This window comes from Paenibacillus sp. G34 (assembly GCF_056856875.1).
The window spans coordinates 5,726,337-5,739,063 of record NZ_CM166469.1 but is presented as its reverse complement, the minus strand read 5'-3'; the positions used below and the strand labels follow the sequence as shown (position 1 = coordinate 5,739,063).

General features: G+C 47.0%; 14 protein-coding genes and 1 riboswitch. All 14 genes read left to right on the top strand.

Going from position 1 to position 12,727, the window contains the following annotated elements:
* The first annotated feature begins 80 nt into the window (after positions 1-80).
* A riboswitch (ZMP/ZTP riboswitch) is annotated at positions 81-162 on the top strand.
* A 143-nt stretch (positions 163-305) separates the two neighbouring features.
* Positions 306-899, top strand: coding sequence for a TIGR01440 family protein (locus AC1VYS_RS26035; RefSeq protein ID WP_482912022.1), 594 nt, complete (start codon positions 306-308; stop codon positions 897-899).
* A 219-nt stretch (positions 900-1,118) separates the two neighbouring features.
* Positions 1,119-2,366: a serine hydroxymethyltransferase gene (locus AC1VYS_RS26030; protein WP_482912021.1), complete on the top strand. Its 1,248-nt coding sequence runs from the start codon at positions 1,119-1,121 to the stop codon at positions 2,364-2,366.
* 473 nt (positions 2,367-2,839) lie between these two features.
* Positions 2,840-3,469, top strand: coding sequence for a uracil phosphoribosyltransferase (upp, locus tag AC1VYS_RS26025; RefSeq protein WP_090922856.1), 630 nt, complete (start codon positions 2,840-2,842; stop codon positions 3,467-3,469).
* A 39-nt stretch (positions 3,470-3,508) separates the two neighbouring features.
* Entirely contained in the window at positions 3,509-4,666 is a 1,158-nt protein-coding gene (gene wecB, locus AC1VYS_RS26020; protein ID WP_482912020.1) for a non-hydrolyzing UDP-N-acetylglucosamine 2-epimerase, read from the top strand.
* A gap of 186 nt (positions 4,667-4,852) precedes the next feature.
* A complete protein-coding gene (locus AC1VYS_RS26015; protein ID WP_017691931.1) occupies positions 4,853-5,107 on the top strand; it encodes an AtpZ/AtpI family protein in 255 nt (84 codons plus the stop codon).
* Entirely contained in the window at positions 5,100-5,477 is a 378-nt protein-coding gene (locus tag AC1VYS_RS26010) for an ATP synthase subunit I (protein ID WP_482912019.1), read from the top strand. Before AC1VYS_RS26015 ends, AC1VYS_RS26010 begins: the two co-directional genes overlap by 8 nt.
* 45 nt (positions 5,478-5,522) lie before the next feature.
* On the top strand, positions 5,523-6,341 hold the full coding sequence (atpB, locus tag AC1VYS_RS26005; RefSeq protein WP_482912018.1) for a F0F1 ATP synthase subunit A: 819 nt from the start codon (positions 5,523-5,525) through the stop codon (positions 6,339-6,341).
* A gap of 78 nt (positions 6,342-6,419) precedes the next feature.
* Positions 6,420-6,644, top strand: coding sequence for a F0F1 ATP synthase subunit C (atpE, locus tag AC1VYS_RS26000; RefSeq protein ID WP_017691934.1), 225 nt, complete (start codon positions 6,420-6,422; stop codon positions 6,642-6,644).
* A gap of 117 nt (positions 6,645-6,761) precedes the next feature.
* Positions 6,762-7,250, top strand: a complete 489-nt coding sequence (gene atpF / locus AC1VYS_RS25995; protein WP_441928301.1) for a F0F1 ATP synthase subunit B — start codon at positions 6,762-6,764, stop codon at positions 7,248-7,250.
* Positions 7,247-7,795 carry a F0F1 ATP synthase subunit delta gene (locus AC1VYS_RS25990; protein WP_434749156.1) on the top strand — a complete coding sequence of 183 codons (549 nt, stop codon included), beginning with the start codon at positions 7,247-7,249 and terminating at the stop codon, positions 7,793-7,795. The genes atpF and AC1VYS_RS25990 overlap by 4 nt, the downstream gene beginning before the upstream one ends.
* A 16-nt stretch (positions 7,796-7,811) precedes the next feature.
* Positions 7,812-9,326, top strand: coding sequence for a F0F1 ATP synthase subunit alpha (atpA, locus tag AC1VYS_RS25985; protein WP_090922872.1), 1,515 nt, complete (start codon positions 7,812-7,814; stop codon positions 9,324-9,326).
* Between the two features lie 170 nt (positions 9,327-9,496).
* Positions 9,497-10,369 (top strand): ATP synthase F1 subunit gamma, encoded by an 873-nt coding sequence (atpG, locus tag AC1VYS_RS25980; protein ID WP_090922874.1) that lies wholly within the window; start codon positions 9,497-9,499, stop codon positions 10,367-10,369.
* A gap of 95 nt (positions 10,370-10,464) precedes the next feature.
* The gene (gene atpD / locus AC1VYS_RS25975; RefSeq protein WP_441928306.1) at positions 10,465-11,868 is read left to right on the top strand and encodes a F0F1 ATP synthase subunit beta; all 1,404 of its coding nucleotides are present in this window, start codon (positions 10,465-10,467) and stop codon (positions 11,866-11,868) included.
* Positions 11,869-11,931: 63 nt separating this feature from the next.
* Positions 11,932-12,336 carry a F0F1 ATP synthase subunit epsilon gene (locus AC1VYS_RS25970; RefSeq protein WP_090922878.1) on the top strand — a complete coding sequence of 135 codons (405 nt, stop codon included), beginning with the start codon at positions 11,932-11,934 and terminating at the stop codon, positions 12,334-12,336.
* The last annotated feature ends 391 nt before the right edge of the window (positions 12,337-12,727 follow it).

The window sequence follows — 12,727 nt, the reverse complement described above, 5'->3', positions numbered from 1 at the left end:
AAAGATATAGAAATGCAACATCGAGTGTAAATTAACCGTTGATTTTAAAGTGGGGTTGATTTATGATGAAGGGGAAAACAGGGATCCGGTGTAACTGGCGACGAAGTGGGCACAACCACAATGGAGCACCGGAACAAACGGCCGGTCGCCTGGGCAAAAGAGCAATTCTGCGATACCCGCAGACTGCTCTTTTTTTCGTCTTTCATCTGATTTTTCGCTATAATAGTACCTGAAATGCCATGCAACGTATGCGCTGAGCAGACAATCACAAGATTAGGGGCATGATTTTATCGGGAGGCGATAGGATGACTATTGAATTGGATTCGGAACAACCCGGATTGCAGCAACAAACCGCATCAATCCTGCGCGAACTGGCACTAGCCGGAAAGCTTGGCTCCGGTCAAGTTGTAGTGATCGGCACGAGTACGAGCGAGGTCGCAGGCCAGCGCATTGGAACAAGCGGTGCAGTGGATGTGGCACAGCAGTTGCTTGCAGGCATTCGAGAGGTACAGTCGGAGTTTGGTTTCGACACCGTATTCCAGTGCTGTGAACACTTGAACCGAGCGCTTGTGATGGAACGTGCGTTGCTTGAGCGGTTTGGACTGACAGAGGTTGGCGCTGTACCTGTGCCGAAAGCTGGTGGTTCCATGGCGTCGACCGCCTATCGTTCGCTATCTGATCCATGTCTGGCTGAACATATTCAGGCTCATGCAGGTCTGGATATCGGAGAAACGATGATTGGCATGCATCTTCGCCATGTAGCGGTTCCTTTTCGGACATCGCTTCGCTATATTGGTGAGGCTCGTGTTACAGCGGCACTTACACGGCCAAAGCTGATTGGCGGCGAACGTGCAGTTTATCGAATGGAAGAACAACCCGATGCTACTTTTTGTGACTAACGTATAAAGCGAAATCACTGGGTTACACGTAAACGGAGAGTGCAACACCAATCTGGAGAAGCAGAGCGTTCACGTTTATCACCGAATTTCCCCTTTATCAAAGGGGTTCAAAGAAATTTGGGGATAACAGTGATCGTAAGATGGTGATGCAATCGAAGTCAGGAGTGTAACCTGAAGGCTCGCTTTATAACTTCATTATAATTTAGGAGGAATTTAATCATGGAACAATTGCGCAAAAATGACCCTGCAGTACTGGAAGCGATGGATCTTGAACTGAAACGTCAACAGAACAACATCGAGCTGATCGCATCTGAGAACATCGTAAGTGAAGCGGTAATTGAAGCACTCGGCTCTGTCCTGACCAACAAGTATGCTGAAGGATATCCAGGCAAACGTTACTATGGTGGCTGTGAGCATGTCGATATCGTTGAAGATATCGCGCGTGATCGTGCGAAAGAATTGTTTGGTGCAGAACATGCGAACGTGCAACCGCACTCCGGAGCACAAGCGAACATGGCTGTATATCTGGCAGCGTTGAAGCCTGGTGATACCGTTCTGGGTATGAACCTGGCACATGGCGGTCACTTGACGCATGGTAGTCCGGTTAATGCTTCTGGTTTGTTGTACAACTTTGTTGCATACGGCGTACAAGAAGATACATTCCTCATTGATTATGATGAAGTTCGCAAAGCAGCATTCAAACACCGCCCTCGTCTGATCGTAGCAGGCGCAAGTGCATACCCGCGTACGATTGATTTTGAAAAGCTGGCTTCTATTGCTAATGATGTTGGCGCGCTGTTCATGGTTGATATGGCACATATCGCAGGACTTGTTGCTGCCGGACTGCATCCTAACCCGGTGCCACATGCGCATTTCGTTACAACAACTACACACAAAACGTTGCGCGGACCACGTGGCGGTATGATTCTGTGCCGTAAATCTTGGGCAGCTGCCATTGATAAAGCGGTATTCCCTGGTTCCCAAGGCGGACCTTTGATGCACGTGATCGCTTCCAAAGCTGTAGCATTTGGTGAAGCTTTGCAGCCTTCGTTCAAAACGTACGCTCAGAACGTGGTGAAAAACGCACAAGTGCTGGCTGAAACATTGATCGCTGAAGGATTGAACATCGTATCCGGCGGTACAGACAACCACTTGATGCTGATTGACACACGCAGCGTAAACATCACAGGTAAGGAAGCGGAGCATGTTCTTGATTCCATCGGCATTACCGTGAACAAAAATGCGATTCCATTCGATCCAACAAGTCCGTTCATTACAAGTGGTATCCGTATCGGTACACCTGCGGCAACTTCCCGCGGCATGGACGAAAAAGCAATGGTAGCGATCGGTAAGATCATTGCCAAAACACTTAAAAATCCAAAAGATACAGCAACACTTGATCAGGCACGCGCAGAAGTAACTGCCTTGACTGACCAATACCCACTCTACACCGACCTTAAATACTAATACTGTCTCTTTTACTACTAAAAAATATTTACTGTCTCTTTTACTGCTAAAAAACATTGCTCGTGCTGTTTGTATTTGAAGGTTGTTAAAATGGAATACAGATGAACGAAGTGAGCAGAATGAGGCCGTAGAAGCGGAGCGTTCGCATTTATCCCCGAATTTTCACCTTTCTAAGGTGTTTCATAAAATTTGGGGATAACGGCGATCGAAGGAGCATTCTGGTGGCGGAGTGGTATTGTATTTAACATTTTGCTATTCAAGTGACACAACAGCACGAGCAAACAGGACCGGATGAATCATTTTCCGGTCCTGTTTTTGTAGGATTTGCTTTTCTGTAATGATTAGGTGCCCTTTGATGGTGTAATTCAGTGTGGGTGATGATATAATATACAGGATTTATCGAGCCTGTGAATGATGGCTAGGTATATTTGGAAATGCTTAACTCATGAAGAACTTACCGGAGGGACAATTTAATGGGAAAATTAGTAATATGTGATCACCCCCTGATTCAACACAAACTGACGTTTATACGCGACATGCGTACGAATACGAAAGATTTTCGTGAATTGGTTGATGAAGTAGCTACGTTGATGGCTTACGAGATTACAAGAGATGTTGAACTGGAATCGATTGATGTACAGACCCCTGTAGCAGCGACACAAGGAAAAGTGATTTCCGGACGTATGCTCGGACTGGTACCTATTCTGCGTGCAGGACTGGGGATGCTGGACGGCGTTGTGAAGTTGTTGCCAGCGGCAAAAGTAGGACATGTTGGCTTGTTCCGTGACCCGGAAACACTGCAACCGGTTGAATACTACACCAAGCTGCCTACAGATGTAACGGAACGCCAATTGATTGTAATTGACCCGATGCTGGCAACAGGCGGATCAGCAATCGCAGCGATTGACGTGCTCAAAAAGCGCGGCTGCACTCAGATCAAGATGATGAACCTGGTTGCAGCGCCAGAGGGTGTGAAAGCAGTACAGGATGCACACCCGGATGTGGATATCTATGTAGCTGCACTGGACGACCGTCTGGATGATCACGGCTATATCGTGCCAGGACTTGGCGATGCAGGAGACCGTCTGTACGGAACGAAATAAGCATATTTTCATGCGGATTAGAAAAGGAGCTTTGCTCGAATGTCCAAAAAAATTAAAGTGATGACAATCTTCGGAGTGCGTCCGGAAGCCATCAAAATGGCTCCGCTCATTCTGGAATTGCAAAAACATCCCGAGTCCATTGAGTCGATTGTTTGCGTAACTGCGCAGCATCGCCAGATGCTGGATCAAGTTCTTGAAGTTTTCGACATTCATCCCGATTATGATCTGGATGTCATGAAGGATCGTCAAACGTTGAACGAGATCACGATTCGTGTTCTTGGCGGTCTGGAGCCGGTTTTGCGTGAAGCCAAGCCGGATATTGTACTGGTTCACGGAGATACTTTGACTACATTTGTAGCCAGCTATGCAGCCTTCCTGCAACAGATTCAGGTTGGACATGTGGAAGCAGGTCTGCGTACGTGGAACAAGCTGTCACCGTACCCGGAAGAGATGAACCGCCAGTTGACGGGCGTTTTGGCTGATTTGCATTTTGCACCTACGGACTGGTCGTCTTCCAATCTTGCAAAAGAAAATAAACCGGAGTCTAGTACCTACGTCACAGGCAACACGGTAACCGATGTGTTTCAATATACAGTACGGGAGGATTACAAGCACCCGGTACTAGATTGGGCACAAGGCAAACGCCTGGTGCTGATGACTGCTCATCGCCGTGAATCTCAAGGCGAGCCTCACCGCAACATTTTCAACGCCGTCAAACGGATTGCAGACGAATTCGAAGATATTGCCATCGTGTACCCGGTGCATCCTAGTCCTGCTGTGAAGGAGCCGGCTCACGCGATTTTGGGGAATCATCCCCGTATTCAGTTAATTGATCCGCTAGACGTAGTGGATTTGCATAACTTTTACCCGCACACTCACTTGATTCTGACCGATTCAGGCGGTTTGCAAGAAGAAGCGCCTTCGTTTGGTGTGCCTGTTCTTGTATTGCGCGATACAACAGAGCGCCCGGAGGGCATTGAAGCTGGTACGCTGGAATTGGTAGGGACGGAAGAGGAACGTGTATATGAACGGACCAAAGCTTTGCTTTCGGATGAAGCACTGTATGCAAGCATGAGCCAAGCTGCCAATCCATACGGTGATGGACACGCATCGGAAAGAATTGTCAATGCGATTTTGCACCATTTTGGCGTGAAAAGTGAGCGTCCGGAATCATTTCACAGAAAGTTCAAAAAATAATTCACATTTTTTGACGGTTTTACTGAGGGGATAGCATACAGTTAAACTGTACGGTTTTCGCGGGTTTGTGGGCTTTAGAGCCTCATAAGCCCGTCGTTTCCCCCTTTAAAACGCTAAAATCAATCAATTGACAAAGGCTCTCATCATTCAGTAAAATTAACTGGGATTGCAAGGGTGGCGTGGAAAATGGCCGATTCGAACAAACCAAATTCATCCCGTAACCATGACGATAATGTATGGAAAGCGATGGGACTCGTGACAGCTTTTGGGATCGAGATTGCCATTCTCGCTGTTGCCGGATATTACGCTGGCTCCTGGTTGGACAAGACCATTGGAGGCAACGGAATATGGATCGCCGTAAGCGTTCTCTTTTTTCTTGCGGCAGGTGGGGTAAGCATTTACTTTATCGCGAAAAAAATCATGGGGGAAAGTGATGAGTGAACTAGCCAGATACCGCAGATCAATGACTGTTTTCGTCATGTATGTTCTTATGATTTGTTTTCTCGCAGCGGCTTTTATGCCACGAGTGGAGACAATTGCTTTGGGACTAGCTCTGGGTACAGGAATAAGCTGGATTAATGCATTTTACCTGGGCTACAAAGTAAGGAAAATGTCTGATGAAGCGGCAGAAGGTAACTTGAAGCGTGTGAACCTGGGATTTTTGACAAGAGCAGCACTGGCTGTGCTCGGTGTATTTATATCGATGCGCTTTCCGCAACATTTCAATACATATGCGGTCGCAGGTGGTCTGGTTATTGCGCAATTTTCCTTACTGATTATAGGGATTATCTATTCCCGCAGAGCAGAATGAAATTAGGTGCTGCAGCTTTCAAGTCGAGAAAGGGGTGAGAAAAATATGCATGAAGCTCCAATTATTATGCTTGGCGGATTTCGACTGGATTTATCGGTTGTGTTGATGCTGGTCGTTACAGGTGCCCTTGTTTTTATTTTCGCTGTACTAGCGACACGAAGATTGTCCGTTGAAAACCCCGGCAAGCTGCAAAATTTTATGGAGTGGGCAGTAGAATTCGTCCGCAATCTGATCTCTAGCACAATGGATATGAAGAAAGGTAAACATTTTATCTCTCTCGCTCTTTCCATGATTATGTTCATCTTTGTAGGGAACATGCTCGGACTTCCGTTCCAGGCAGTAACCGGGATGGATAACGCAGAACAAGCGCAAGTATTCGGTAAACCGATTGTTACGGCCGTGGAAGCCTTTGAGAAGGCCCATGCCAAGGATCCGAATGCACATCCACACGTTGAACTGGCTTGGTGGAAATCACCGACAGCCGACTTGTCTGTAACGATGGGACTCGCTCTGGTTGCTTTCCTTGTATCTCATGGACTTGGATTATTCCGCAACACCAGAGGATACCTGAAGCATTACCTTCAGCCATTTGCCCTGTTCTTACCGATCAACTTGATCGAGACGGCATCGAAGCTGTTAACACACGGTATGCGTCTATTCGCGAATATCTTCGCGGGTGAGGTACTGATTACAACGATCCTGAAGCTGACCACATTCAAAGTGTTTGGTGCCATCGCGGCTATTCCACTATTGATGGTTTGGCAAGGCTTTAGTATCTTTATCGGCGCGATCCAGGCATTTGTGTTTGTTATTTTGATGATGGTGTACATTTCACAGAGCATCGAGACGCACGAAGAACATTAAGTTTCAAGCCCTAAGAAGATATCTTCATCAGGCTGAACAATAAAAAATACGATTTATTATTTTAAGGAGGATATACAAATGGGAGCAATGGCATTAATCGCAGCAGCAATTGTTGCAGGACTTGGCGCGTTTGGCGCAGGTATTGGTAACGGTATGGTAATCAGCAAAACGGTGGAAGGTATCGCTCGTCAACCGGAAGCTAAATCCACTCTTCAAACAACAATGTTTATCGGTGTAGGTTTGATTGAGGTATTGCCGATTATCGGTGTGGTACTCGCGTTCATGTTCTACGGTATGGCTTAATTTAAATGGATAAAGGTTTGGCGGGGAAGGCCATAGCCCTCCGCGCCTTCTTTTTAGGGTAATGTCCGTCCTAACGGGCGAACGTTTTAAGGATACCTCCAGGAAGGAGTGAACAGATTGAATTTCATTTGGGAAAATACAATTCTTGCGATGGTTGCATTTGCAATTCTATATTGGCTGCTTAGCCGCTACGCTTTCGGCCCTTTGTTCTCCATCATGGAAAAGCGTCGTGAACTCGTGATGACACAGATGAACGAGGCTGCACAGACTCGTGAACAGGCTATTGCCTATGTGGAGGAGCAAAAACAAGCTCTTGAACATGCGCGCAAAGAAGCTCACGACATCATTGAGCAATCCAAACAAACGGGCGGCAAGCAAGCGGAGTCGATTTTGGCTGATGCCAAGGCAGAAGCGAATCGTCTCAAAGACGATGCCGTGCGTGAGATCGAGAGCGAGAAGAACAAGGCAGTTGCTGCACTGCGCAGCGAACTGGGTTCAGCTTCCGTTCAAATTGCATCCAGATTGATTAAAAAAGAAGTTGAGAACGGTCCTGCACAAGAGGAGCTTGTGAACCAATACCTCAATGAGGTAGGAGGCCGACAATGAGCCGCGATACGATTGTTGCCAAGCGTTATGCGAAAGCATTGTTTGAAGTTGCACTTCAGCAGCAGCAGGTGCTTGAGGTTGAACAGGAACTGCGCGCCGTAGTTAGTGCGTTGACTGGAGATGCCGAGATTATCAAATTTATTGTATCTCCGAACATCTCTGATGAAGCCAAACAAAATGTGCTTCGTGCAAGCCTTGATGGCAAAGTGTCCGAACCTGTCCTTCGTACGGTTCTGCTCCTGATTGAGCGTGGACGCGTTGAACTGTTGGACGAGTTGTTGAGTGACTACGTGAAGATCGAAGGGGATTCTCTTGGAATCGCTGACGCTCGGGTATACTCAACATATGCTTTGAACGATGAGGAAAAAGAAGCGGTAGCCCGTGAATTCGGTGGCCGTGTGAATAAAAAGATTCGTATCGAGAATTTTGTTGATCCGACTCTGCTGGGCGGATTGAAAGTCGCCATTGGCGATACGATCTATGACGGCAGCTTGGCTGGCAAGCTCGAACGTCTTGAGCAGTCTTTTAACAGACGAGTACAGTAGATTGGGGTGAGGACACTTGAGTATCAAACCAGAAGAAATCAGTACATTAATTAAGAGCCAAATCGAACAATACAAGACCGATATCGATGTAGTCGAAGTCGGAACGGTTATCGAGGTTGGTGATGGTATCGCTCGTGTTTATGGACTTGAGAACGTCATGTCCAACGAGTTGGTTGAATTCCCAAGCGGTGTTATGGGACTCGCCATGAACGTGGAAGAAAGTAATGTCGGTGTCGTTATCCTGGGACCTTACTATGATATTCGTGAAGGCGACCAAGTGAAACGTACCGGTCAAATCATGCAAGTGCCTGTAGGCGAAGCATTGATTGGACGTGTTGTGAACCCGCTCGGTATTCCAGTGGATGGCAAAGGGCCAATCGCTACAACGGAATTCCGTCCGGTTGAAGGTAAAGCACCAGGCGTAATGGATCGTAAATCCGTTCATGAGCCGATGCAAACAGGAATCAAAGCCATCGATGCAATGGTACCAATCGGTCGCGGACAACGTGAGTTGATCATCGGTGACCGTCAAACAGGTAAAACATCGATTGCCATTGATGCGATCCTGAACCAAAAAGGTAGCGGCATGAAGTGTATCTATGTGGCTATTGGTCAGAAGCAGTCTACGGTTGCACAAGTTGTGGAAACTCTTCGTCGTAAAGGCGCAATGGAGTACACGATTGTTGTAACAGCAGCAGCTTCCGATCCATCACCACTCTTGTACATCGCACCGTACTCCGGTTGTTCGATGGGTGAGTATTTCATGTACAAAGGCGAGCACGTTCTAGTCATTTATGATGACTTGACTAAACAAGCATCTGCTTATCGTGAGTTGTCCTTGTTGCTCCGCCGTCCACCGGGCCGTGAGGCTTATCCGGGTGACGTCTTCTACCTGCACTCCCGTTTGCTGGAGCGTGCTGCGAAGCTGAACGATGAACTTGGTGGAGGTTCTTTAACCGCACTGCCATTCATTGAAACACAGGCTTCCGATGTATCTGCTTATATTCCAACGAACGTAATCTCCATCACGGATGGACAGATCTTCTTGGAAGCTGACTTGTTTAATGCTGGACAACGTCCGGCGATCAACGTTGGTATCTCTGTATCCCGTGTCGGTGGTTCTGCTCAGATCAAAGCGATGAAAAAGGTTGCAGGTTCCCTGCGTCTTGACCTCGCTCAATATCGTGAGCTTCAAGCGTTCTCCCAGTTCGGTTCCGATCTGGATAAAGCGACTCAGGCTCGTCTGAATCGTGGTGCGCGTATGATGGAAATTCTGAAACAAGGTGTTAACCAGCCGTTGCCTGTAGAACAACAGGTTGTCAGCTTGTACACTGCAGTTAAAGGATTCCTTGATGAGATTCCAACAGGTGATGTTACTCGTTTTGAGCATGAGTTCCTTGCGTTCATGGAGAGCAACCACCCGGAAATTCTGGGATCGATTCGTGAAACGAAAGAGTTGACAGCAGACAATGAAAATGCACTCAAAGGTGCAATCGAGAAGTTCAGAAAGAGCTTCGCAGTCTCTGTCTAAATAGATGATTGTAGCTGCGGAGTTGTCTAACCGATTCCGCATGTCTGCATGCAAAACTTTGACTCCGTCAAAGCAGGAATATGCTTACGAAGTAGTTTTGACTATGTCAAAACCGAAGTGGGTGCTTACGAAGTAACTTTGGCTCTGCCAAAGTTTGAGGTGGTGAAATCATGGCAAAAGGCATGCGCGAAATTAAGCGGCAAATTAAAAGCGTACAAAGCACAAAGCAGATCACCAAAGCAATGGAGATGGTTGCAGCTGCAAAACTGCGTAAAGCGCAGGAAAAAGCAGAGGCAGCACGTCCATATTCAGAGAAGTTGAAAGAAGTTGTGGCGAGCATTGCCTCCAGTACCCAAGGTATCCAGCACCCGATGCTGGAAAGCCGTCCGGTCAAAAAGACAGCGTATCTGATCATAACGTCAGATCGGGGTCTTGCAGGTGGATACAATGCGAACGTCCTGCGTCAGGTGAGTCAGACTCTGAAAGAGCGTCACAACTCCCAGGACGAGTACGAATTATTCGTAATTGGTCGTAAAGGGCGTGACTATTTCAGAAGACGCGAAATAGCTATGGCTTCCACAACTACAGATCTGTCGGACTCACCTTCATTCGCAGATATCAAATCCATCGCTCATGAAGCAGTTCATGGATTTGAACTGGCTGATTTTGATGAATTGTACATTTGTTATAACCGCTTTGTAAATGCGTTGACCCAGATTCCGACAATGGAGAAACTTCTCCCTATGGAAACACCTGAGTTAACTCCTGCGGATGGACCGACTGCGAGCTACGAGTATGAACCGTCAGCTGAGGCTGTGCTGGAAGTTTTGCTTCCGCGTTATGCGGAAACATTGATCTACGGTGCACTGTTGAATGGTAAAGCGAGTGAACTGGGTGCGAAAATGACGGCAATGGGTAATGCAACCAAAAATGCATCGAAACTCATTAATGATCTGTCATTGACTTATAACCGTGCCCGTCAAGCAGCGATTACGCAGGAGATTACGGAAATTGTGGCAGGTGCCAACGCAGCACAAGGCTAACCGTTTTTTATTTAATGAAGGCTTGCACTGCAAAAATGAACGAACGGAATTTTATTTTTGCCAAAGTAGCAGGCTTGTAGGAGGGGAACGTTAAGATGAACAAAGGACGCGTTGTGAGCATCATGGGTCCGGTTGTTGACGTCGAGTTTGATCGCGGCGGTCTGCCGGAAATCCTCAATGCCATTACGATCACTACAGTAAACGAGAGCGGTGTTAGTGTAAATCTTACACTCGAAGCTTCGAAACATCTGGGTGACAACCGTGTACGTTGTATCGCGATGTCCTCCACGGACGGTCTCGTACGTGGCATGGAAGCCGTAGATACTGGAGCTCCAATCTCTGTACCTGTCGGTGAAGCGACACTGGGCCGTGTATTTAACGTACTCGGCGAAGCGATTGATACTGGCGGTACAGTTGCAGCTGAACATAAAAACCCGATCCACCGCTCAGCTCCTGCATTCGATGAACTGACTACCCAAGCAGAAATGCTTGAAACAGGTATCAAAGTTATCGACTTGCTGGCTCCTTACGCAAAAGGTGGTAAAATTGGTCTGTTTGGTGGTGCCGGTGTAGGTAAAACGGTAACCATTCAAGAATTGATCAACAACATTGCGCAAGAGCACGGTGGTATCTCCGTATTTGCCGGTGTTGGTGAGCGTACCCGTGAAGGTAATGACTTGTATCACGAGATGAGTGATTCCGGCGTTATCAACAAAACAGCAATGGTCTTCGGACAAATGAACGAGCCACCAGGCGCACGTCTTCGTGTAGCCCTCACAGGTTTGACCATGGCGGAATATTTCCGTGATGAAGAAGGCCGTGACGTGTTGCTCTTTATCGATAACATCTTCCGTTTCACCCAAGCGGGTTCAGAAGTATCTGCCTTGCTTGGACGTATGCCATCCGCGGTAGGTTACCAACCTACGCTGGCAACAGAAATGGGTCAATTGCAAGAGCGTATCACTTCAACGAAAAAAGGATCGGTTACATCCATTCAGGCGATCTACGTACCTGCGGATGACTATACTGACCCGGCTCCTGCAACAACGTTTGCTCACTTGGATGCAACAACAAACCTGGAGCGTAAAATCTCCGAGATGGGTATCTACCCAGCCGTAGATCCACTCGCATCCAGCTCACGGATTCTGTCTCCTGAAGTTGTTGGCGAAGAGCACTATAGTGTCGCACAAGGCGTTAAACGTATCTTGGCACGTTATAACGAACTTCAAGATATCATCGCAATCCTGGGTATGGACGAGCTCAGCGAAGAAGACAGAGCGCTCGTTTATCGTGCGCGTAAAATTCAACGTTTCTTGTCCCAGCCTTTCCACGTTGCTGAAGCATTTAACGGTATTCCGGGTAAATATGTTCCGGTTAAAGAAACAGTGCGCAGCTTTAAAGAGATTCTCGAAGGCAAGCATGACGATCTGCCGGAAGCAGCATTCCTCTTCGTGGGTACAATTGAAGAGGCAGTGGAGAAAGCCAAAACACTGGTATAATCTGAGTCCAGGATTGTCCTTATGAAGCGAGCTATCCTTCGGATAGTTTCAGGAGGGATGGAATTGAGCACCTTTTTGTTGGAGATCGTAACGCCTGAGCGTCTCGTCTATTCACAGCAAGTGGACAGCGTCATCGCTCGCGGTATTGAAGGGGAACTGGGGATTCTCCCTGGTCATATCCCGATGGTTACACCTTTACAGATTGCACCGATCACGATCAAAAACGGAAAAGAGAATAAGCAAGTCGCCATCGGCGGCGGCTTTATCGAAGTCCGCAAAGATAAGGTTGTTGTACTCGCAGAGAGTGCCGAATTCCCGGAAAGCATTGATGTGGATCGCGCGCGTGCGGCCAAAGAGCGGGCAGAACGCCGGCTTGCCAGCCAAAGCAACCAGGATCACTTTGATCACCGTCGTGCAGAGATTGCTTTGCAAAAAGCGGTTAACCGGATCAACGTATTCGGCAAATAAAGTAACTTATGGAGCCCGGCGGCATTGTCTGCCGGGTTCTTTTAATCTTTTATGAAGAAAGAAAGATAGAAATAAAGATAGTGGAATACGGTAATCAAGTGCCACTACGGAATTTATGGATTCGAACGTTAGAGAGTGTTCTCTTTATATAGTATGAATAGCTTCAATGGATTAGATTCACCTTTTAATCATTAGGTGAATAACATATAGGACTTAAGTATTATGGGCATATCCCCCTGATAGAACTAATTTTACGAGATTAAGTTCAATTATTTCCGAGGAAATGACAGAATCGATATCGATGCAACGCTCTTTTATGTCGTTTTAGTCACAAAATCTAGGCGAATAAAAATTAAAATGTTTTTGGGAGTAGAAAACAAGTAATTGACAA